Below are 21502 nucleotides of genomic sequence, written 5' to 3'. Positions count from 1 at the left end.
CTATGACCACTATCCAACTGATTCAGCCGGTCGAGCCACAGCGCGATGAACAAGGCTACTGGACACACCCGGACATCCCCAATTTCGACGAGGACGCAGCCGCCTACACCGCCTGGCTGAAAGAGCAACGGCTAACTGTCCGGAGCGTTTGGCTCGAGTGGGAGGAAGAAGACCACCCCGCCTATGCCAGCTACTTCGAAATTGAAAGCAACGACATCCGCGAATGGAAGCCGGAACATCCCCCCGGCTGGTTCCTGCTGGGCATCTGGGACACCGAAGACGGCCCAGTGGCCACCTTTGCGAAACGTGAGGAGCCGGAGCACAAGCAATGCACCTGCGGCCCAGTCCGCCACTGGGAATGCAACGCCGGCAGCAAGGCAAGAGGGGGCGCCTGATGGACGTTAAAACAATCACCTTGGAGTTCCTGCGCCAGCACGGTTATGACGGACTCTCCGGCGACGAGTGCGCCTGCAAGCTGGATAGCCTGTTTCCGTGCGGCTACGCCGGCACCGAGGCTTGTCGAGCCGGCTACCTGCAGCCGATGGATGAACAGCAACGCCGTGACTACGACTTCATGATCGGCCCGGATAAGCCGGAAGGAACCGCGGCATGAGCGACCAGATCGAGCTTGACCTCACCACCACCGGGCAGCAAGCGGCGGCACTGTTACCGCCAGATGTGAGGCGCCGGCTTGCGGCCAACCACCTACGCGGACGCCAAGTGTTCTACGTCATGGGCAGCAGAGCAGGCGGCGTGATGACGTGGGCAGGACGTGGCCAGCAGCCTGGATGGGTGCGCGAGTGGCTGGCCAAGGGCGGCACGCTGAAGCAGCTGGCAGCCAGATTGGACCAGCAGGCAGCTACAACGCAGGAGAGCGCTGCAATCGCCAACACAAAAGGAGCCAATCATGGCTGAAAACAGCAAGATCGAGTGGACGCACCACACGTTCAACCCATGGTGGGGCTGCGCGAAAGTCTCGCCGGCCTGCGATAACTGCTACGCCGAGCGTGATGCGAACCGCTTCACGCCCAATTCGGAGCTGTGGGGCGCGCTTGCGAGCCGCCGCGAGTTCGGCGACAAGCACTGGAACGAGCCGCTGAAGTGGAACCGCAAGGCCCAGGCCGAGGGCGTGCGCTACCGCGTGTTCTGCGCCTCGATGGCCGACGTGTTCGACAAGAACGCCCCGGCCGGCGCCCGCGAGCGCCTGTTCGAGCTGATCAAGGCCACGCCGCACCTGGACTGGTTGCTACTGACCAAGCGCATCGGCAACGCCACCAAGATGCTGCCGCCCGATTGGGCCGACGGCTACTCGAACGTGTGGATCGGCATCAGCGTGGTGAACCAGGAAGAGGCCAACCGAGACATTCCGAAGTTGCTGGCGCTGCCGGCACGCATTCGCTGGCTATCCATGGAGCCGCTGCTTGGGCCGGTGGACCTGACCAAAATCGCCCACACTGCCAGCCCTGGTTTCTTTGGCGACGCCTTGGAGTGGCACCACCGCCCACATGGCAATAGGGACGATAAGTGGCCTGGTATTGATTGGGTGGTCGTCGGTGGCGAATCCGGCCCGAACGCGCGGCCGATGCACCCGGCCTGGGCTCGCTCCCTGCGCGATCAGTGCACGGCCGCCGGCGTGCCATTTCTGTTCAAACAGTGGGGCGAATGGATTGCTGAGGGCGTACAGATGCCAGAACCGTTGCGCAAGGCGCTCGATCACGATACTCGTCGATGGGTTGCCGATGACGCAGACGACAACCGATACACGCGCACCGCTGCGGCAGTCTACCGAGTCGGAAAGAAGGCCGCCGGCCGACTGCTCGACGGCGTGACCCATGATGGCTATCCAGCAATGAAAGGCGGCGAGGCATGAAGCAACGCAATCTGACCGATAAGCAGCGCCGTCTGATCGAAATGGACATGGCCGGCACCACGGATGCAGCCATTGCCCTGCCACCCTGGTCCAGCCAGTCGCCAGTAAAAGGCGACCGCTTCCTGCGCTGCGCCACTGTGCTGGATCGCTGCGGCATCAGCAAGACCACCATGTACGACTGGATCGCCGGTGGCGGATTCCCGGCCCCGATCCCGCTTGGCGGCAAAAGCGTGGCCTGGCTGGAGTCCGAAATCGACGCCTGGCAGTTGTGGAAGGTTGGACAGAGGGCGGTAGCGTGAGAGCCAACTGCCAGAATCAAAGCCACCGGACACGGTGGCTTTTTGCATTACAATGCAGCACAAAGCGTGATACCCCCGCCATGCGTGACGGATATGAGATCAAAAAAAACAGGGGGTATATATGGGGGTATCTTGTTTACAAAAACAAGAACACACAATATATATCAATAGGTTACACAATTAATTTTTACGCCGCAGATGCGTCCGGAATAAGCGCCTCCCGCCTCCGGCACGATGAAGCCGCTCGCCAACCGCGAGCGGCTTTTTCATTCGCGCTCGTTCAAGGCCGCGCCAAGTCCGAAGCCGCGTTTCGAAACAGTCCCGCCCACAGCGCTGCCGATTCTGATCGGGCCGCCCCCCTGTCCCCTCTCGCTTGCTTGATCTCGGCCAGAGCGCGCCCGCGCCAGGCGAGTATCATGGCGATGCGCGACGCGGCGCCCTGCCCGGCGTCGCAAGCCGTGCAGGCCCGCTCCCCATAGGGTTCTTCATCCCCAAGGAAACGCTTTCATGCCCAAACTGCTGCAAGTCCACTTCGACTACCCCGGCCCCTTCGGCGACGACATGAGCGCGCAACTGCAAGCGCTGGCGGCCTCCATCAATCAGGAACCCGGCTTCATCTGGAAGATCTGGACGGAGAATCCGCGCCGGCAAGAAGCCGGCGGCGTTTATCTGTTTGCCGACGAGGAAAGCGCGCAAGCCTATTTGCGCATGCATAGCGCCAGACTGAAGGCCTTGGGCGTAAGCGAGGTGAGCGGCAGAATCTTCGACGTCAACCCGGCGCTCAGCCAGATCAACCACGCGGATTTCGTCTGCGGCCCGGTCCAGGGCTGAGCGGCCGGAAAGTTTTGCTTTTGTTTGCCAAACCCCCTTGCCGTCAACATTAGACATCATTCCGCCGTGCAGCTTCGCGCATGCGCAATAGTCCCGGACGATATTGGCAGTACAACACTCGCTTGTACGACCAAAAGGACATTCGCCATGAAACGCCTATTCGCATTCGCCGCGCTGACCGCCTCGGCATGGTTCTGCGCCATGCCGGCCCAGGCCGGCGTCTCCATCGCCATCGGCCAACCCGGTTTCTACGGCCAACTCACCCTTGGCGGCTTCCCGCCGCCGCAACTGATCTATCCGCAACCGGTGCTCATCCAGCCCGCTCCGGTATCGGTGGCGCCGATGTACCTGCGGGTGCCGCCCGGTCACATGAAGGATTGGCGCCGCTACTGCGGCCGCTACGGCGCCTGCGGCCGCCCGGTCTACTTTGTCCGCGACGAGTGGTACCGCCAAGTCTATGTGCCGCGTTACCAGCAGGTCCGGCACGGCCATGAGCACTGGCGCGAACACGATCGGCGCGAGTGGCGCGGCGGCGACGATCACGACCATGGCCGCGGCCATGAGCGCGACCGCCGCGACTGGCGGCGAGACCGCTAGGGCCCCGCTCAGCGCTGCACCGTCGCCATCACTTCAGCCGCGTAGCGCAGGCCGCTGACGGCCTCCGGCGGAAACAGCGCGTCGATCTCCGCTCGCTCCGCCGCGCTCAGCTCCACCGCCAGCGCGCCCAGATTGTCGTCCAGATTGCGGATGCGGCGCGCGCCGGGAATGGCGACGATGTGATCGCCTCGCGCCAGCACCCAGGCCAGCGCCAATTGCGCCGGCGAGCAGCCCTTGGCCTCGGCCAAGGCCTTCACCCGGTCCACCAGCGCCAGGTTGCGTTGGAAATTCTCGCCGAGGAAGCGCGGATTGCCGCGCCGGTAGTCGTCGGCGTCGAAGTCGTCCGGGCTGCGGATCGCCCCGGTCAGAAAGCCGCGGCCCAGCGGGCTGTAGGCGACGAAACCGACGCCCAGTTCCCGGCACAGGGCCAGCGCCTCTTGTTCCGGATCCCGCGTCCACAAGGAGTATTCGCTTTGCAGCGCGTGGATGGGGTGGACGGCGTGCGCGCGGCGCAGAGTCTCGGGCGCGGCTTCGGACAAGCCCAGATAGCGGACCTTGCCCGCGCGCACCAGCTCCGCCATCGCGCCCACCGTTTCTTCGATCGGCACCTGCGGGTCCACGCGGTGCAGGTAGTAAAGGTCGATGACGTCGACGCCCAAGCGCTTGAGACTACCCTCGCAGCTGCTGCGCACGTACTCGGGCCGGCCGTTGACGCCGCGCGCGGCCGGATTGGCCGCATCCATCACGATGCCGAACTTGGTGGCCAGCACCACCTCGCGGCGACGCGACTTCAACAACTGCGCCAGCAGCTCCTCATTGCGGTAAGGGCCGTACATATCGGCGGTGTCCAGCAGATTGACGCCGCGGTCCAGCGCGTGATTCAGCGTGCGCAGCGATTCGGCGTCGTCATGCGCGCCGTAGAAGGCGCTCATGCCCATGCAGCCCAAGCCCAGCGCGGAAACGGTAGGGCCGTTACGGCCCAGGAGACGTTGTTTCATGCCTGCCATCTTTCGTGGTTGGTTAAGATGCCTGCAGCATAGACTCTTGCCTCAACGGGAAAAATGGGCTTAATCTGCATGCATTACGTAGAATAACTTCACAATGCCGCAAAATTCCCTGCACGCGCTGCAAGCCTTCCGTCTGATCGCCCAACACGGCAGCTTCACCCGCGCCGCCGCTCAACAAGAGATCACGCCTTCGGCGCTGAGCCAGACGCTGCGTCAGCTGGAAGCCCAGTTGGGCGTGCGCCTGCTGAACCGCACCACCCGCAAGGTAGGACTGACCGAGGCCGGCCAGGCGCTGCTGGCTCGGATCACGCCGTTGCTGGAACAATTGGACGGCGCGCTGGACGACACCCGTCAATGGCAGGGCCAGGTCAGCGGCACGCTGAAGCTGACCCTGCCCCACATCGCCGCCAGCCTGCTGCTGTATCCGCTGCTGCCCGGCTTCATGCGCGCTCATCCGCAGCTGCGGCTGGAACTGGATGTGAACAACCAGCTGGTGGACATCGTGGAGCGCGGCCTGGACGCCGGCCTGCGCTTTGGCGAGAGCCTGCAGCAAGACATGCAGGCGGTGGCGGTCAGCGCCCCGCTCCGCTTTTGCGTGGCCGCCAGCCCCCGCTATCTGCAGGCGCGCGGCGCGCCCGAGCATCCGGCCCAGTTGCGGCAGCATGATTGCCTGCGCTATCGCTTCGCCAGCAGCGGCCAGATCTACCGCTGGCAATTCGTCGACGCCGGACGGCCGTTCGAAGTCGCGGTGCAAGGCCCGCTGACCGCCAACGACACCGGAGCGGCGCTGCACGTCGCGCTGGACGGGCTGGGGCTCGCCTATTTGCCGCAAGCGATGGCCGCGCCGCATCTGGCGGACGGCGGCCTGGTGACGGTGCTGGACGAGTGGATGCCGCCGGCGGAGGCCTTTTACCTGTATTACCCGCACCACCTGCATCAGCCGGCGAAACTGCGTGTGTTCATCGATTATCTGAGACAGGCCATGGCCGGGCCCGCGCCGGATGCCCGCTGACGGCGCGTCGGCCTCAGCCCGCCCGACAGCAATTGCGTCCCGCCGCCTTGGCCAGATACAAGGCGGCGTCCGCGCGTTGCAGCAGAGCCTCCACCTCCAGGCCCGGCTGCGCGCAGACATGGCCTATGCTCAGCGTCAGGGGCACCGGCTGCTGCTGCCACTGCAGCTGGGCGCCGGCGAGCCGCTGCCGAGCCCGCTCCGCCAAAACCGCGGCCTCGACCCCATCGGCGTCCGGAGCCAGCAGCAGGAACTCCTCCCCGCCCCAGCGCGAACAGAGCAAATCCGGAAACGCCTCGCGCAGCAGGCGCGCCGCCTCCACCAGCACGTAGTCGCCGCCGTCGTGGCCGAAGCGGTCGTTCACCAGCTTGAAGTGGTCGATGTCGCACAGCAGCACGGCGAAGGGCCGGCGCGTCTGCAGCCATTGCAGCCAGGCGGACTCCAGCTGGCGCACCGCCTCGCGGCGGTTGATCAGTCCGGTGAGAAAATCGGTGCGCGACAGCCGGGCGTTCTCGTCCATCATGCACTTGAGGTCGTCCACGTCGCGAAAGGTGACGATGTGCCAGTTGGGCAGCAGGTCGGCGTGCAGCTGCGCGGTGACGATGAACCAGCGCAAGCGGCCGTCGGCGCAACAGACCCGCACCGTCATCTCCGCCAGATTGCGGCCCAGCGCCAGGCTGTCCTTCACCGCCTGCAGCCAGCTTTGCTCCACCTCCAGGCGGTAGGCCGGGTCGGGATAAGCCAGCCGGAACCAGGCCTCCATGTCCGGCATCTGCTCCAGCGTATAGCCTATCTGTTGCAGGAAAGCGCGGTTGAGATAGCGATGGACGCGCCGGCCGGGCTGGTCCAGCTTGGCGTCGGACTCCGAAATCAGGATGGGAATGGGCACGAAGTCCAGGCTGCGCGACAGCACCTCCTTGCCGACATCCACCGCCTCGTCGCCAATCCTGAAAGTCATCAGCGCGCTCCCGCCCAGCCCTTGGGTCAGCTCACTCCTGCGGCAACAGGCTGTCCTGCGCCAGCAGTTTGACGAACTCGTCCGCCGGCAGCGGCCGGGCGATCAGATAGCCTTGCACGTACTCGCAGCCCTCGCGTTGCAGGAAGTGCCATTGCTCTATCGTTTCCACCCCTTCCGCCACCACCTTCATGTTCAGGTTCTTGGCCATATTGATGATGGCGCGGGCAATGGCGGTGTCGTCGGCGTCGTGCGGGATGTCGCGCACGAAGGAACGGTCGATCTTCAGCTTGTCCGCCTTGAAACGCTTCAGGTAGGACAGGCTGGAATAGCCGGTGCCGAAGTCGTCGATGGACAGCTTCAGCCCCATGTTCTTCATATTGTCGATGGCCTGGATGGTGGCCATCGCGTCCTCCATCACCACGCTCTCGGTCACCTCGATGTCCAGCGCGTGGCCGGGCAGGCCGTTGGTGGCCAGCGCCGAGGTGATCTGATCCGCCAGATCGGACTGACGGAACTGCAAGGCGGACAGATTGATGGCCAGGGTCAGTTCCGGCAGGCCCTGGCTGCGCCAGGCGGCCAGCTGGCGCGTGGCCTCGCCTATCACCCAGTTGCCGATCTGCACGATGAAGCCGCGCTCTTCCGCCACCTCGATGAAGCGCACCGGCCCCAGCACGCCCAGCGACGGGTGGTTCCAGCGGATCAGCGCCTCGGCGCCGATGATGCGGCCGCTGGCCATTTCCACCTGCGGCTGGTAATGCAGCACGAATTCCTCGCGCTCCAAGGCGAAACGCAGCTGGCTCTCGATCGCCAGGATTTCGCGCGCGCGGGCGTTGAGGTCGGCGGTGTAGAACTTGTAGCTGTTGCGGCCCGAGGATTTGGCGTGGTACATCGCCGCGTCGGCGTTGCGCACCAGGGTTTCGTAGTCGCGGCCGTCGTCCGGGTAGACGCTGATGCCGATGGACGGCGTGATGGTGATCACATGGTTGTGCAGCTCGATCGACGCGGAGAAGGCGTCACGGATGCGCTCCGCCGCCAGCGCCGCCTCGCCGGGATCGGAAATCACCGGCAGCAATACGATGAATTCGTCGCCGCCCTGGCGCGCCAGCATCTCGCCCGGCCCCAGCACGCCCTTGATGCGGTCCGCCGCCACCTGCAGCAGGGTGTCGCCGGCGGTGTGGCCCAGCGATTCGTTGACGGTCTTGAAGCGGTCCAGGTCCAGCAGCAACAGCGCCAGCCGCTCGTTGTCGCGGCCGGCGTTGTGGATCGCCAGCTCCACCCGGTCCTGCATGTGCACGCGGTTGGGCAGGCTGGTCAGCACGTCGAAGTGGGCGAGGAACTGGATGCGCTCGTCGGCCGCCTTGCGTTCGGTCAGATCGCTGAAGATGGCCACGTAATGGGTGATTTCGCCCAGGCTGTTGCGCACCGCGTTGATCGCCAGCCATTCCGGGAACACCTCGCCGTTCTTGCGGCGGTTCCACAGCTCGCCCTGCCAGGAGCCGTGATCGGCGATGGACTGCCACATCTGCTCGTAAAACGGCTGGTCGTGGCGGCCCGAGGACAAGACGCTGGTCTTCTGGCCCAGCACCTCGTGCTGGGTGTAGCCGGTGATTTCGGTGAAAGCGCGGTTGACGCTGCGGATGCGTTTGTCGGCGTCGGTGATCATGATGCCCTCCACGGTGTTCTCGAACACCTTGGCGGCCAGTTGCACCCTCTCCTCCGCCGCGCGCTTCTCGGAGATGTCGCGCACCATGCGCCACACCGCGTTGATGCGGCCGAAAGCGTCGCGCATCGCCACGGTCTTGACGCTGACCGGCACCGGATTGCCGAAGCGGTTGATGTAGGTGGCCTCGAACTCGTCGCAGTAGCCGAAGCGCAAAACCTTGTTGTCCAGATTGAAGCGTTCCAGCGCCTCGCTCTCCGGCCCCACCAGGGTCCAGAAATTCTGCAGCTTGAGCTGGTCCAGGCTGTAGCACATCAGATTGAGAAAGGCGGGGTTGGCGTCTATCACCTGGCCGTCCAGCGAGCTGATAACGATGCCGTCCAGATTGGACCAGAACAGCTCGCGGTATTTGTTCTCGGAGCGGCGCAGCGCGTCCTCCACCTCGCGGCGGCGGGAGATGTCCGCCTCCAGCGCCAGCGTCTTGGCGCGCAACTCGTCCAGCAGGCGCTTGAGTTCGGCGCGGGTCCATTCCAGATGTTTGCCCAGATGACCGATCTCGTCGCGGCGCTGCCATTCGAACGGCCGGTCCAGCTTGAGTTCGGCCAACAAGCGCGCCTGCTCGGTCAGGGCCTTCATCGGGCTGAGAAAGCGCGAATGCAGAATGCTCATGATCAGCAGGATGGACAACACCAGCTGCGCCGCCAGAATCATCAGGATGTTCTTGATCTGGTTGTTGAGCGCGATGGCCAGGTGCTCGTTGTCGAACTCCAGCGTCACCTGGCCGATTTCCTCGCCGCGGTAGATCACCGGTTTTTCCACGAAGGACACGCTGCCGATGCGGCGTTCCGCGCGCACCGAGGATAGGAAAATCTGATTGGACTGGGTATCGGTGACGCGGATGGAAACCACCCTCGCGTCTTCCATCACCGAAGCGATCAAGGGGTTGCCGGCCTGGCGGCTCAGGTTCCACAAGGGCTCCTGCATGCCCAGGGCGACGATGTCCAGCAGGCGTTTTTGATCGGTTTCCAACTGGGCGGTCAGCGCGTCCCGTTGAATATTGAAACTCAGATAACTAATGATGGACGCGGGAATCAGCAAGCCCAGCACCACGGCGATGAGAAAAACAGCCCTAAGGGAAAGGCCGGTACTGGCTGTGGATTTATCGTCAGCGTGGTGTGCCATGTTTGCGTTTATTATCGCTCGCCATTAGCCGCAGGCAATTGAGCCCATGCGTCAGTTGTTCATATTTTCAAAAGTATACACCGGATAATCGCGGCAAAATGCTGGAATATTCACTAGTCATCGCCTTGTCAAGCCCGGCTCCGGCAAGCCTTGCGCCGGCGCGCTCCGGCGCCGCTTCCCGCGCTCCGTCATTGCCTTGCATTTAGCCTCGGCCTACAATCCACACACTTCAAAATCGCGCCAGGATTGCCCCATGTCCCAGTCCCGTTATGACAAAATTATCTCCGCCCGCTGGATCATTACCGTCGAGGAAGACGGCGAAATCCTGGAAAACCACGCCATTGCTTTGAAGGATGGCAGGATTGCCGCGATTATTCCAGCCGACCAAGCCGGCGCGCTGGAGGCGGATCAACGCGTGGAATTGCCCAATCACGTGCTGATGCCGGGCCTGATCAATCTGCACGGCCACTCCGCGATGACGCTGTTGCGCGGCATGGCCGACGACAAGGCGCTGATGGACTGGCTGACCAACCATATCTGGCCGGCCGAGGGCAAACATGTGCGCGACGACTTCGTGTTCGACGGCGCGCTGCTGGCGATGGGGGAAATGATCCGCGGCGGCACCACCACCATCAACGACATGTATTTCTATCACGGCGCGATGGCGCGCGCCGGCCTGGCCTCCGGCATGCGCACCTTCGTCGGCTGTTCCATCCTGGAATTCCCCACCAATTACGCCAGCAACGCCGACGACTACATCAGCAAGTCCCTGGCCGAGCGCCGCCAATTCCTGGGCGAAGAGCTGATCACCTTCACGCTGGCCCCGCACGCGCCCTATACCGTGTCGGACGACACCTTCGCCAAGGTGGTGACGCTGGCCGAGCAGGAAGACATGCTGATCCATTGCCACATCCACGAAACCGCGGACGAAGTGAGCAATAGCGTCAAGGAACGCCACCAGCGCCCGCTGGCCCGCCTGCAACAGCTGGGCCTGCTGTCGCCGCGCCTGATCGCCGCCCACATGGTGCATTTGAACGACGAGGAAATCGACATCGCCGCCAAGCACGGCGTGTCGGTCGCGCACAATCCCTCGTCCAATATGAAGCTGGCTTCCGGCATCGCCCCGATTCCCAAGATGCTGCAGGCCGGCATCGCCGTGGGCATAGGCACCGACGGCGCCGCGTCCAACAACAAGCTGGACATGCTGGCGGAAACCCGGCTGGCGGCGCTGCTGGCCAAAGTGGGCACGTTGGACCCCACCTCGGTTCCGGCCGCCACCGCCATCCGCATGGCCACGCTGAACGGCGCGCGCGCACTGGGCATCGCCGACAAGGTCGGCTCGATCAAGGCCGGCAAGCAGGCCGATCTGATCGCCATCGACCTGTCCGCCATCGAAACCGCGCCGGCCTTCGATCCGATCTCCCACGTGGTCTACGCGGCCGGCCGCGAACAAGTCAGCCACGTCTGGGTCAAAGGCCAGGCCCTATTGGAACAACGCCAACTCAAGACTCTGGACGAAGCCGCGCTCAAGGCGCGCGCGGAAGACTGGCGTCACCGCATCCTGGCGAAATAATCATGATCAATGTAGACGAAACCGAAATCGACAAATTCAGCCAGCTGGCGCACAAGTGGTGGGACATGAGCGGCGAATTCAAGCCGCTGCATGAAATCAACCCGCTGCGCCTGGGCTTCATCGACGAACGCGCGGCCATCGCCGGCAAGCAAGTGCTGGACGTGGGCTGCGGCGGCGGCATCCTGGCGGAGAGCATGGCCGCGCGCGGCGCCGCCGTCACCGGCATAGACCTGGCCAAGAAATCGCTGAAAGTGGCGCAATTGCACAGCCTGGAGTCCGGCGTGGCGGTGGACTACCGCTGCGTGGCGGTGGAGGAACTGGCGGCGGAAGCGCCGGCCAGCTTCGACGTGGTCACCTGCATGGAAATGCTGGAGCACGTGCCGGACCCGCAAAGCGTGGTGCGCAGCTGCGCCAGCCTGGTCAAGCCCGGCGGCTGGGTGTTCTTCTCCACGCTCAACCGCAACGCCAAGTCCTATCTGCTGGCGGTGGTCGGCGCCGAATACGTGCTGAACATGCTGCCGCGCGGCACTCACGAATACGCGCGCTTCCTCAAGCCTTCGGAATTGTCGCGCATGGCCCGCAACGCCGGTCTGGAGCTGGACGCCGTCCGCGGCATGAGCTACAACCCGCTGACCCGCATCTATGCGCTGGGCGACGACACCGCGGTCAACTATCTGATGGCCTGCCGCCGTCCCGAATAAGCGGCAAGAAAAAAGGCCTTCGCCAAAGGCGAAGGCCTGAATCACACTCCCGGTTCCACACCGGACACAACCCGCTAAAGTTCGCGAACGCCGCGTCGGCTTCGACGCCCTCGCGGGACGGCCCGCTTGCGGCGGCGTTCGGCTTGCGCCGTTCGTCGCCTGCGAGGCTGCTGTTCCCGCGCGGGCCGGCCGCCGGCCGGGTCCGCAAGGCGGCGGAAATGCCTCTCCGACGCCTCTCGCCCATTTTGATAGCCCCTCTCGTGTCAGCCATTTCAAACAAGCGTTTTAATCGTATGATTGATATGATGAATGCGCAAGAAAAACCTTCCGGACGCAGGTCTAGTGCGGCAAGTTGACAACAGTCCGCGCCAAAACCGCTGATAATGTTTTGATAACAACAATCTGTCGGACAAACTACTGCCAGACAAACGTTGCAGTTTGATTGCCGTCGCATATCAAACATAGGAAAATAATAATATTCTATTCCGGAGAGCAAGATGACGTTCAAAGCGAACGACTCACTGACCGAACAAATCGCCCAATACCTGGGCAAACAAATCATACAAGGCACGATGCAGGCAGGAGATCGCATCCAGGAGTTGCGCATTGCGTCGGAACTGGACGTCAGCCGCGGGTCCGTGCGCGAAGCTTTATTGATTTTGCAACGCCGCCATCTGGTGGAGATTTTTCCGCGCCGCGGCGCGGTGGTATCCAGCATCACCGGCCAGGATGTGCGCCATTTCTTCGAGCTGTGGTTTCTGTTGCTGGATCAAGCGGTCTGTAATCTCGCCACCTCGTGGCAGAACGACGACCTGGCCCACTTCTTCGAAGTCACCACCCAGTTGGCCGACTGCAATCGCAAAGACGATTTGCACGGCTTTTACGAGCACGGCGTCGATTTCCTCGACACCCTGTACCGCTACGCCGGCAACCGCTATCTGGAACACACGCTGAAAGACTTGCTGCCGCTGACCCAGCGCTGTCTGTTCGCCATTCTGCGGGCCGGCAAGAGCCAGATGGATCAGACCCAGCTCTTCCTGGAAAACCTGCTCAAGACCATCATCGCCCGCGACACCGCCAAATTGCGCCAGATGGTGGCCGAATTCGGCCAGCAATACAGCCAGCTGGCGCAAAGCGCGGCCGAGTCGCTAGCCGGACGCCATTGACGCCCACCGCCCGGCCAAAGCCCGGGCGGCGTCCAACACCAACTCCTTTCCCTCGTCCCTGCGCTTGCCGGCTCGCCAGGCCATGGTGACCTCCCACTGCCAGGCCGGCAGGTCGACAACGCTCAGCCGTCGCAAAACGCCGTCGGCCAGATCGGACTGAATCGACAATTCCGGCATGAAGCACAGAAAACCGTGGCGCAGCGCCAATTCCCTGGCCGCCGACGCCGGCTGGACCGCATGGATGGGCTGGGCCACGGTGCGCGCCAGCCGCAGCCGGCGTATCAACTCATCGCACTCCACGCCCCAGTACTGGGGGGCGATGCGGTAGGCGGCCACCTCCTCCAGCGATATCGGCTCCCGGCGCTCCGCCAGCGGATGCCCGGCCGCCGCCACCGCCACGATGGGAGAGCGCCACAGCGTTTCCATCTGAATGCCGGCCATCGCCGGGCAACGCAGCACAAAGCCCACCTGCACCAGGCCGGACAACAGGTTCTGCATGATTAGCGGCGAGTGATCGGTGTCGCAGCGGATTTCCAGCGGCGCCTCGGCCAGGTCCAACAGCAAAGGCCCAAAGACCGCCGAGGTCAGCGAGGGCAGGCAAGACAGCCGCAGACAGGGCAAGGCCGGCGTGCCCTGCAGGATTTCCCGCCCCTGCTCCAGCGCCGACGCCGCCTGCTGCGCCGATGGCAAAAAGGCCAGGCAGGCCGCTGTGGGCTCCGCGCCACGGCGATGGCGATGAAACAGGCAAGTCCCCAATTCCTGCTCCAGCGCCTGCACCCGCTGGCTGACCTGCGGCTGCGACCAGCCGCGCTTGGCCGCGGCCTGGCTGAAACTGCCCAATTCGGCGATATCCAGCAGCAGGCGCAAATCGGAGAGGACGATAGACATAAGAAAATCCAATATTAACTATTACAGATTAGTCAGTTACAGAATATCAGAACCGCTCATAAAATGACATGAAAATAAGGAGATTTCATGGCATTGCTAGCGCGGGCCCGGACCTTGGGCAAAGGCTTCATCCTGCTGGACAACCTGATCGTGGTATTCGGTTTCTTCATGGTCTTTCCCTTGATCAGCCTGCATTTCGTCGATCAATTGGGCTGGACCGCCGCCGCGGTGGGATTTGGGCTGGGCTTGCGCCAGTTCACCCAGCAAGGGCTCGGCTTGTTCGGAGGCTCCTTGGCCGACCGCTTCGGCGCCAAGCCGCTGATCGTGGCCGGCATGCTGCTGCGCGCCGCCGGCTTCGCCGCCATGGCGCTGGCGGACTCGCCGTGGCAGCTCTGGCTGTCCTGCCTGCTTTCCGGCCTGGGCGGCACCCTGTTCGATCCGCCGCGCTCCGCGCTGGTGGCCAAATTGACGCGGCCGCGCGAACGCAACCGCTTCTACTCGCTGCTGATGATGCAGGACAGCGCCGGCGCGGTGGGCGGCGCCTTGTTCGGCTCCTGGCTGCTGCAGTTCGATTTCCGCTGGGTCTGCCTGGGCGGCGCCGTCGCGTTTCTGGCGGCGGCGGCGGCAAACGCCTGCCTGCTGCCGGCTTATCGCGTCGCAGCCCGGCGCGCGCCGGCGCTGGCGTCCATCCGCATCGTGCTGAACGACCGCCGCTTCCTGAAGCTGGTGCTCACCCTCAGCGGCTATTACCTGCTCAGCGTGCAGATCATGCTGCTGCTGCCCATCGCCATCAAGCAGCTGACCGGCACCGCCCAGGCCGTCGGCTGGATGTACGGCCTGGAAACCGCCCTGTCGCTCAGCCTGCTCTACCCGCTGGCGCGGCTGGGCGAGCGTCATTTCCGCCTGGAGACCAGGGTGCTGGCCGGCATTGCGCTGATGAGCCTCAGCCTGGCCTGCATGGCCGCGGTGCGGCAGCCGCTGGCCGCCTTCGTCATCCTGGCGGCGTTCTTTCTCGGCACCCTCATCACCGAGCCGGCGCGGGAAACCCTGGTGGCCAGCCTGGCCCGACCGGAAGCCAGGGCCAGCTATATGGGCGCCAGCCGGCTGGGGCTGGCCTTGGGCGGCGGCGGCGGCTTCCTCGCCGGCGGCTGGCTGTACGATTTGGCCCAAAGCCGGCATCAGGCCGGCCTGCCCTGGCTGCTGCTGGCCGCAGCGGGCGCGCTCACCTTCATCGCGCTGGCGCGCCAGTTCGGCGCGGCCGCGCCGAGGGCGGCCAAACAAGCGGCCTGACAACAACAAAAGCCCGCCGGATGGCGGGCTTTTCATCAATCAGCTGGGCTGTTTGCCTTGCGGCAAACAGACAGTAAAACCGGTGTTACGCGTTCTGAATGTTGGACGCTTGCTTGCCCTTCGGACCGGACACCACTTCAAAGCTTACACGTTGCCCTTCTTTCAGGGTTTTGAAGCCTTGCATGTTGATGGCCGAGAAGTGAGCGAACAAGTCTTCGCCGCCTTCGTCCGGAGTAATGAAACCAAAGCCTTTAGCGTCATTGAACCACTTAACGGTACCTAATGCCATTCTTACTTCCTTGCAAAAAAAGGCTGGTGAAGCCGACCAACTTAGAGCTTAATAAGAGTTGTCTGGCTTGCCTAGCGCAAAAAAATGCCAAACAGTTAAGCCAAGCACCAGCTGCATTTCTACGCAACCCGCCGCCCATCGTCAAGTCGTAGAGGAAAAGTGCCAGTCCCCTTGAAAAAAACTCTTGGGGAACCCAAATTGAAGTAAGACGCAGATTCCACGAAAGCCGACATGTCTACGCAGTTCAAGGACGATGCCATACAAGAGGCGTCCCGGGTTAGGGAAAACCCACCCCCGATGTATAAGGTCTTGTTATTGAACGATGATTTTACCCCGATGGATTTTGTGATCCAGGTCCTCCAGCAGTTCTTCTACATGAACCGCGAAAAGGCCACTCACATCATGCTGCAAGTCCACACGCAAGGTCACGGCGTGTGTGGCGTTTATACCAAAGACGTGGCTGCAACAAAGGTCGAGCAGGTGTTGCAATATGCGAAAGCGCACCAGCATCCGCTCCAGTGCGTTATGGAGGAAAACTGATGATTGCCCAGGAGCTTGAAGTAAGCCTGCACATGGCGTTCATGGACGCAAGGCGCAAGCGCCACGAGTTCATCAGCGTGGAGCATCTGTTACTCGCGATGACCGACAACCCGTCGGCCGCCGAAGTACTGCGCGCATGTGGAGCCAATATCGACCAGCTGAAAAAACAGCTGGGAGATTTCATCGATGAGCACACCCCCACCGTGCCAGGAGAGGCGGAGGTGGAAACTCAACCCACACTCGGCTTCCAGCGCGTGATACAGCGCGCGATCCTGCACGTGCAGTCCTCCGGCAAGAAGGAGGTGACCGGGGCTAACATCCTGGTGGCCATCTTCGGCGAGAAGGATTCCCACGCGGTGTACTATCTGCACCAGCAAGGCATTTCGCGGCTGGACGTGGTGAATTTCATTTCGCACGGGATCACCAAGCAGCGCTCGCAGCAGCCGCCGCAGGAGCCCCGCGACAACAGCGGCGAAGCGGAGAGCGAGGAGCAGGCCTCCGGTCCGGGCGGAGCGCTGGAAAACTACACGCAGAACCTCAACCAACAGGCGCGCGACGGCAGGATAGACCCGCTGATCGGCCGCGAGGCCGAGCTTGAGCGCACCGTGCAGATTCTGTGCCGCCGCCGCAAGAACAACCCGCTCTTGGTGGGCGAAGCCGGCGTGGGCAAGACCGCCATCGCCGAAGGCCTGGCGCGCCGCATCGTCAACGGCGAAGTGCCGGAGATCCTGGCCAAGTCCACCGTCTACGCGCTGGACATGGGCGCGCTGCTGGCCGGCACCAAATACCGCGGCGATTTCGAACAGCGGCTGAAGGCGGTGATCAAGCAATTGACCGATGACAGCAACGCCATCCTGTTCATCGACGAGATCCACACCCTGATCGGCGCCGGCGCGGCCTCCGGCGGCACGCTGGACGCGTCCAACCTGCTGAAGCCGGCGCTGTCCAACGGCAGCCTGCGCTGTATCGGGGCGACCACCTACAACGAATACCGCAGCATCTTCGAAAAGGACAACGCGCTGTCGCGTCGTTTCCAGAAGATCGACGTCAACGAGCCGACGGTGGAACAGACCGTGGAAATCCTCAAGGGGCTGAAATCGCGCTTCGAGGCCCACCACGGCGTCAAGTACACCCAATCCGCGCTGTCCACCGCGGCGGAGCTGTCGGCGCGCTTCATCAACGACCGCCACCTGCCGGACAAGGCCATCGACGTGATCGACGAGGCCGGCGCCGCGCAGAAGATTCTGCCCAAGTCCAAGCAGAAGAAGGTGATCAACAAGACCGAGATCGAGGACATCGTCGCCAAGATCGCGCGCATTCCGCCCAAGACCGTGTCGTCCGACGACAAGAACGTGCTGAAAAACCTGGAGCGCGATCTGAAAAACGTGGTGTTCGGCCAGGAGAAAGCCATCGAAGGGCTGGCCAGCGCCATCAAGATGACGCGTTCCGGCCTGGGCAATCCGCAAAAGCCGATCGGGTCCTTCCTGTTCTCCGGCCCCACAGGCGTCGGCAAGACCGAGGTGGCGCGCCAGCTGGCCTACATCCTGGGCGTGGAGTTGATCCGCTTCGACATGTCCGAATACATGGAGCGCCACGCGGTGTCGCGGCTGATCGGCGCGCCTCCGGGCTACGTCGGCTTCGAACAGGGCGGCCAGCTGACCGAGGCGGTCAACAAGCATCCGTACGCGGTGGTGTTGCTGGATGAGATCGAAAAAGCGCATCCGGACATCTACAACGTGCTGCTGCAAGTGATGGACCACGGCACGCTGACCGACAACAACGGCCGCAAGGCGGACTTCCGCAACGTGGTGATCATCATGACCACCAACGCGGGCGCGGAGTCCTTGTCCAAGCCGACGCTGGGCTTCACCCAGACCAAGGCGGCCGGCGACGAGATGGGCGACATCAAGAAGCAGTTCAGCCCGGAATTCCGCAACCGCCTGGACGCCATCATCCCGTTCAAGATGCTGGACGAGCAGATCATCCTGCAAGTGGTGGACAAGTTCCTGATGCAGCTGGAACAGCAGTTGGCGGAGAAGCGGGTGGACATCCACTTCACCGACGAGCTGCGCCGCTACCTGGCGAAGAACGGCTTCGATCCGCTGATGGGCGCCCGCCCGATGGCGCGTCTGATCCAGGACACGCTGCGCAAGGCGCTGGCCGACGAGTTGCTGTTCGGCCGCCTGGTCACCGGCGGCGAGGTCACCGTCACCGTCGTGGACGACAAGGTGGAACTGCAATTCGACCACCAGGCGCTGACGCCCGAACCGGCCTGATCCTGCTTCCGCAATACGCAACGCCCGCTGACGCGGGCGTTTTTCTTTTCATCTCTCAACCACGCGGATGATGCTTGGCGTGCAACTGCTTCAAGCGCTCGCGCGCCACATGGGTGTAGATCTGGGTGGTGGAGATGTCCGAATGCCCCAGCAACAGCTGCACCACGCGCAAATCGGCGCCGTGGTTGACCAGATGAGTGGCGAAGGCGTGGCGCAGCACATGCGGGCTCACCGCCGGCAAGCCCTGCCGCTTGGCGTACTGCGAGATCAGATGCCAGGCCATTTGCCGCGTCATGCCCGCCTTGCGCTGGGTCACGAACACCGTGTCGCAAACCGCCCCCGCCAGCAAGAGCGGCCTCGCCTCGGCCAGATAGCGCTGCAGCCACTCCTGCGCCAGTTCGCCCAAGGGCACCAGCCTTTCCTTATTGCCCTTGCCCATGGTCTTGACCAGGCCGTCCAGCAGGTTCACCTGCTGCAAGCTCAGGCCCACCAGCTCCGACACCCGCAAGCCGCTGGCGTAGAGCAGCTCCAGCATCGCCCGGTCGCGCAGACCCAGCGGCGTGCCCACGTCCGGCGCTTCCAGCAAGGCTTCCACATGCCGCTCGGACAGGGATTTGGGCAGGCGCGGCCCCTGTTTGGGCGCGCGCAGCCGCGCGCAGGGATCGTCGCCGCGCACGCCCGACTGCGCCAGGTATTGATAGAAGCGCTTCATCGCCGACACCATGCGCGCCCGGGTCGCCGGCTTCTCGCGGTCCACCCCCAGCAACAGCGCCTGCTCCAACTGCTCCGGGCCGGCCTCCGTCAAACCCACGCCGTCGTCGCCCAGACGCGCGGCCAGCTTGCCCAGATCGCGCCGATACGCGGCCAGGGTGTTCTTGGACAAGCCGTCGCTCAACCATAGCTGGTCCAAAAACGCGTCAATGGCCTCTTCGGCCGCCTTCATCTCTTCGCTGCTCGCATCCATTGTCGTCGTCCGCTGATAGCCGGTCAGGCCGCCGCCCGCGCGGCGCACCCATACTGAATAATCTTCAGCCTTTGTCCGCCTCGCCGGCAAAACATTCCCTCGTCGGCCCGGCCGGCGCGTCAAAAGCGCGGAACGGCCGCCTTGCGCGCGTATCGGCGCGACTCAGCAGCCGAACTCATGCGCCAGCAGCCACTGCTTGATGTCCACGGTTTCCCGGCCCAATGAGCGGTTGAAACCGCCCAGGCTGCGGCGGGCCACCACGCGGTGGCAAGGCACGATGATGGGCACCGGATTGCGGCCGCAGGCATTGCCCACCGCCCGCGCCGACGAGCCCAGCGCCGTGGCGATATCCTGATAGCGCGTCATCCCTCCGCAGGGAATCCGTTCTATCTCGCGCCAGACGCGCAGCTGGTGCTCGCTGCCCAGCAGACGATAAGGCAGGCTGAAGCCGAAGCGCGGATCGAGGAAATAAGCGCGCAGCTGTTCCGCCACCTCCTGCTCCAGACTGCGCGGCGCCGGCGGCCTGAGGGCCCGCCGCGCGGCCAGGAACTCCAGATTCACCAGCGCGCCGTCGAGACACAGCATGCCCAGCTGCCCGAACGGCGCATCGATCACCGCGCTGTATTCCATTGTCCGCCTCCGGCGTCCCGATAATAAAAAAGCGCAAGGCATCGCCTTGCGCTTTGAACCGTCATCAAGCCTAAGCCTGACTCGACAAGGCTTAGCCTTGCTTGCGAGCCGGCAGTTTTTCCTTGATGCGTGCGGATTTGCCGGTACGGCCGCGCAGGTAGTACAGCTTGGCGCGACGCACGTCGCCGCGGCGCTTCACTTCAACAGCAGCCACCAGCGGGGAGTAGGTTTGGAAAGTACGCTCTACGCCTTCGCCGGCGGACATCTTGCGCACGGTGAAAGCGCTGTTCAGGCCAGCGTTTTTCTTGGCGATAACCACGCCTTCGTAAGCCTGCAGACGTTCGCGGTTGCCTTCCTTAACCTTCACCTGAACGACGATGGTGTCGCCCGGGGCGAATTCCGGCAGGGTTTTGCCCAGGCGGGCGATTTCTTCTTGCTCGAGTTTCTGGATCAGATCCATGATTTACTCCTGGTTTTTCTGGAGATCTTGTTCCTGCTGGTACTCCGCCAGCAGCCGAGATTCCTGTTTTGTCAAAATACGGCCTTGCAGCAAATCCGGGCGACGTTGCATCGTCCTGCCCAGAGCCTGTTTCAGCCGCCATTTAGCGATCAGCGCATGATTACCGGACAACAACACGTCCGGCACCCGCATGCCCTGATAGTCTTCGGGTCGGGTATAGTGCGGACAATCAAGAAGCCCGTCCACAAATGAATCTTCGTAAGCCGACTGCGCGTCGTTCAGGACGCCGGGCAGCAAACGCACCACCGCGTCCATCAACACCATGGCCGGCAGCTCGCCGCCGGACAGCACGTAGTCGCCGATGGAGATTTCCTCGTCGACCTCGCGCTGGATCAACCTCTCGTCCACGCCCTCGTAGCGACCGCACAGCAGGATCAGGCCCGCGCGTTGCGACAACTCCGCCGCTTTCGCGTGCGTCAGCGGACGGCCTTGCGGCGAAAGATAAATCACATGGCTGCGCTCGGCTCCGGCTTGCGCCTGCCTCGCCCTGGCCGCCGCGATCGACTGCGCCAGGGGCTCGATCTGCATCACCATGCCGGGGCCGCCGCCATAAGGCCGGTCGTCCACCCGACGATAGTTGTCATGCGTGAAATCGCGAGGATTCCAAGCCTGAAAACCCCAAATGCCCAAATCAAGCGCCCGCTGGCTGACGCCAAAGCGGGCAATGGAATCGAACATCTCCGGAAACAGCGTTACCGCGTCGATCTGCATCAGTAGTCCAGACCCCAGTCCACCTGGATCTTGCCTTCGGCAAGCTGGACTTCCAGCACATACTGATCCACGAAGGGAATCATGCGCTGACTGTCCGCGCCCTGCACCACCAACAGATCATGCGCGCCGGTTTCCATCAATTCGCTGACTTTGCCCAGCACTTCGCCTTGCTGATTGACGACCTCCAGACCGATCAGATCGGCCCAGTAGTATTCGCCTTCCTCGGCGGCCGGCAACTCTGCGCGCGGCACGGCGATCTGCATGCCGCGCAAGGCTTCGGCCGCGTCGCGGTCTTCCACGCCTTCCAGCTTGGCGGCAAGCGCCTTGGGCTGGAGAGCGCCGTTTTCAAATGTGTACGGCCTCCAGTCGTTCTCCTTGCCCAGCCACCAGACCGGGTAGTCGAACAGACCGTCAGCGTATTCGGTGTCGGCCTGGACTTTCACCCAGCCCTTGACACCAAAGGCGCCACGCACAAACCCCATCACTACGAGATCTTCGCTGCGCATGCGCCTAGTCCGTCAGTTGATGTGTCAACGAACGC

24 protein-coding genes are annotated in these 21502 nt (G+C 63.3%); 14 read left to right on the top strand and 10 right to left on the bottom strand.

Translation table 11 applies throughout. The features are described from left to right. The first annotated feature begins 2 nt into the window (after positions 1–2). From JW897_RS12120 to JW897_RS12090, 7 genes are all read left to right on the top strand, one after another. The gene (locus tag JW897_RS12120) at positions 3–395 is read left to right on the top strand and encodes a hypothetical protein (protein WP_205466283.1); all 393 of its coding nucleotides are present in this window, start codon (positions 3–5) and stop codon (positions 393–395) included. Then, positions 395–613 carry a hypothetical protein gene (locus tag JW897_RS12115; RefSeq protein WP_205466282.1) on the top strand — a complete coding sequence of 73 codons (219 nt, stop codon included), beginning with the start codon at positions 395–397 and terminating at the stop codon, positions 611–613. The genes JW897_RS12120 and JW897_RS12115 overlap by 1 nt, the downstream gene beginning before the upstream one ends. After that, positions 610–915: an H-NS family nucleoid-associated regulatory protein gene (locus tag JW897_RS12110; RefSeq protein WP_205466281.1), complete on the top strand. Its 306-nt coding sequence runs from the start codon at positions 610–612 to the stop codon at positions 913–915. The genes JW897_RS12115 and JW897_RS12110 overlap by 4 nt, the downstream gene beginning before the upstream one ends. Beyond that, on the top strand, positions 908–1870 hold the full coding sequence (locus tag JW897_RS12105; RefSeq protein ID WP_205466280.1) for a phage Gp37/Gp68 family protein: 963 nt from the start codon (positions 908–910) through the stop codon (positions 1868–1870). Before JW897_RS12110 ends, JW897_RS12105 begins: the two co-directional genes overlap by 8 nt. After that, the gene (locus tag JW897_RS12100; protein ID WP_240352183.1) at positions 1867–2169 is read left to right on the top strand and encodes a helix-turn-helix transcriptional regulator; all 303 of its coding nucleotides are present in this window, start codon (positions 1867–1869) and stop codon (positions 2167–2169) included. The genes JW897_RS12105 and JW897_RS12100 overlap by 4 nt, the downstream gene beginning before the upstream one ends. A 507-nt stretch (positions 2170–2676) precedes the next feature. After that, positions 2677–3000, top strand: a complete 324-nt coding sequence (locus JW897_RS12095) for a monooxygenase (RefSeq protein WP_205466279.1) — start codon at positions 2677–2679, stop codon at positions 2998–3000. A gap of 147 nt (positions 3001–3147) precedes the next feature. Continuing rightward, positions 3148–3597 (top strand): fimbrial biogenesis chaperone, encoded by a 450-nt coding sequence (locus tag JW897_RS12090; protein WP_048415657.1) that lies wholly within the window; start codon positions 3148–3150, stop codon positions 3595–3597. A gap of 8 nt (positions 3598–3605) precedes the next feature. Here the strand turns inward: JW897_RS12090 and JW897_RS12085 are convergent, their stop codons facing one another. Further along, positions 3606–4595 carry an aldo/keto reductase gene (locus tag JW897_RS12085; protein ID WP_205466278.1) on the bottom strand — a complete coding sequence of 330 codons (990 nt, stop codon included), beginning with the start codon at positions 4593–4595 and terminating at the stop codon, positions 3606–3608. A gap of 103 nt (positions 4596–4698) precedes the next feature. Between JW897_RS12085 and JW897_RS12080 the strand changes: the two genes are divergently transcribed. Beyond that, positions 4699–5616 carry a LysR family transcriptional regulator gene (locus tag JW897_RS12080; protein WP_205466277.1) on the top strand — a complete coding sequence of 306 codons (918 nt, stop codon included), beginning with the start codon at positions 4699–4701 and terminating at the stop codon, positions 5614–5616. A 13-nt stretch (positions 5617–5629) separates the two neighbouring features. Here JW897_RS12080 and JW897_RS12075 read toward each other — a convergent pair whose 3' ends face one another. Next, a complete protein-coding gene (locus JW897_RS12075) occupies positions 5630–6571 on the bottom strand; it encodes a GGDEF domain-containing protein (RefSeq protein WP_205466276.1) in 942 nt (313 codons plus the stop codon). A gap of 31 nt (positions 6572–6602) precedes the next feature. Beyond that, on the bottom strand, positions 6603–9413 hold the full coding sequence (locus JW897_RS12070; RefSeq protein WP_048415661.1) for a bifunctional diguanylate cyclase/phosphodiesterase: 2811 nt from the start codon (positions 9411–9413) through the stop codon (positions 6603–6605). A 253-nt stretch (positions 9414–9666) separates the two neighbouring features. On the opposite strand from JW897_RS12070, the gene JW897_RS12065 reads away from it, so the two are divergent. The 3 genes from JW897_RS12065 to JW897_RS12055 all read left to right on the top strand — a co-directional run bounded on the left by JW897_RS12065 (position 9667) and on the right by JW897_RS12055 (position 12853). Then, positions 9667–10986, top strand: a complete 1320-nt coding sequence (locus JW897_RS12065) for a TRZ/ATZ family hydrolase (protein ID WP_048415662.1) — start codon at positions 9667–9669, stop codon at positions 10984–10986. 2 nt (positions 10987–10988) lie between these two features. After that, positions 10989–11687 carry a bifunctional 2-polyprenyl-6-hydroxyphenol methylase/3-demethylubiquinol 3-O-methyltransferase UbiG gene (gene ubiG, locus JW897_RS12060; protein WP_205466275.1) on the top strand — a complete coding sequence of 233 codons (699 nt, stop codon included), beginning with the start codon at positions 10989–10991 and terminating at the stop codon, positions 11685–11687. Between the two features lie 497 nt (positions 11688–12184). Next, the gene (locus JW897_RS12055; protein ID WP_048415664.1) at positions 12185–12853 is read left to right on the top strand and encodes a GntR family transcriptional regulator; all 669 of its coding nucleotides are present in this window, start codon (positions 12185–12187) and stop codon (positions 12851–12853) included. Here JW897_RS12055 and JW897_RS12050 read toward each other — a convergent pair. Beyond that, complete coding sequence (locus JW897_RS12050; RefSeq protein ID WP_205466274.1) at positions 12836–13741, bottom strand: LysR family transcriptional regulator; 906 nt, start codon at positions 13739–13741, stop codon at positions 12836–12838. The two genes, JW897_RS12055 and JW897_RS12050, sit on opposite strands and share 18 nt — an antisense overlap. 87 nt (positions 13742–13828) lie before the next feature. Between JW897_RS12050 and mdtH the strand changes: the two genes are divergently transcribed. After that, positions 13829–15031, top strand: a complete 1203-nt coding sequence (gene mdtH / locus JW897_RS12045) for a multidrug efflux MFS transporter MdtH (RefSeq protein ID WP_205466273.1) — start codon at positions 13829–13831, stop codon at positions 15029–15031. A gap of 85 nt (positions 15032–15116) precedes the next feature. Here mdtH and JW897_RS12040 read toward each other — a convergent pair whose 3' ends face one another. Next, on the bottom strand, positions 15117–15320 hold the full coding sequence (locus JW897_RS12040; protein WP_019101271.1) for a cold-shock protein: 204 nt from the start codon (positions 15318–15320) through the stop codon (positions 15117–15119). A gap of 231 nt (positions 15321–15551) precedes the next feature. Here JW897_RS12040 and clpS point away from each other — a divergent pair, with 231 nt between their 5' ends. Both clpS and clpA read left to right on the top strand, forming a co-directional pair. Continuing rightward, complete coding sequence (clpS, locus tag JW897_RS12035; RefSeq protein WP_019101854.1) at positions 15552–15860, top strand: ATP-dependent Clp protease adapter ClpS; 309 nt, start codon at positions 15552–15554, stop codon at positions 15858–15860. Then, positions 15860–18136 (top strand): ATP-dependent Clp protease ATP-binding subunit ClpA, encoded by a 2277-nt coding sequence (clpA, locus tag JW897_RS12030; protein ID WP_048415667.1) that lies wholly within the window; start codon positions 15860–15862, stop codon positions 18134–18136. Before clpS ends, clpA begins: the two co-directional genes overlap by 1 nt. A 55-nt stretch (positions 18137–18191) precedes the next feature. Here clpA and xerD read toward each other — a convergent pair whose 3' ends face one another. The 5 genes from xerD to rimM form a co-directional block, all read right to left on the bottom strand. Beyond that, on the bottom strand, positions 18192–19100 hold the full coding sequence (gene xerD / locus JW897_RS12025; protein WP_369700248.1) for a site-specific tyrosine recombinase XerD: 909 nt from the start codon (positions 19098–19100) through the stop codon (positions 18192–18194). A 162-nt stretch (positions 19101–19262) separates the two neighbouring features. Continuing rightward, positions 19263–19730 carry a methylated-DNA--[protein]-cysteine S-methyltransferase gene (locus JW897_RS12020; RefSeq protein WP_205466272.1) on the bottom strand — a complete coding sequence of 156 codons (468 nt, stop codon included), beginning with the start codon at positions 19728–19730 and terminating at the stop codon, positions 19263–19265. A gap of 91 nt (positions 19731–19821) precedes the next feature. After that, positions 19822–20190, bottom strand: a complete 369-nt coding sequence (gene rplS / locus JW897_RS12015; RefSeq protein WP_048415669.1) for a 50S ribosomal protein L19 — start codon at positions 20188–20190, stop codon at positions 19822–19824. A 3-nt stretch (positions 20191–20193) separates the two neighbouring features. Continuing rightward, positions 20194–20961 (bottom strand): tRNA (guanosine(37)-N1)-methyltransferase TrmD, encoded by a 768-nt coding sequence (trmD, locus tag JW897_RS12010; RefSeq protein ID WP_048415670.1) that lies wholly within the window; start codon positions 20959–20961, stop codon positions 20194–20196. After that, positions 20961–21467, bottom strand: coding sequence for a ribosome maturation factor RimM (gene rimM / locus JW897_RS12005; protein WP_205466271.1), 507 nt, complete (start codon positions 21465–21467; stop codon positions 20961–20963). The genes trmD and rimM overlap by 1 nt, the downstream gene beginning before the upstream one ends. Between the last annotated feature and the right edge of the window lie 35 nt (positions 21468–21502).

Source organism: Chromobacterium alkanivorans, assembly GCF_016937655.1.
Classification (GTDB): Bacteria; Pseudomonadota; Gammaproteobacteria; order Burkholderiales; family Chromobacteriaceae; genus Chromobacterium; species Chromobacterium alkanivorans.
Note: the sequence above shows the minus strand (reverse complement) of the source record. Positions and strands in the feature narration are given on the sequence as shown.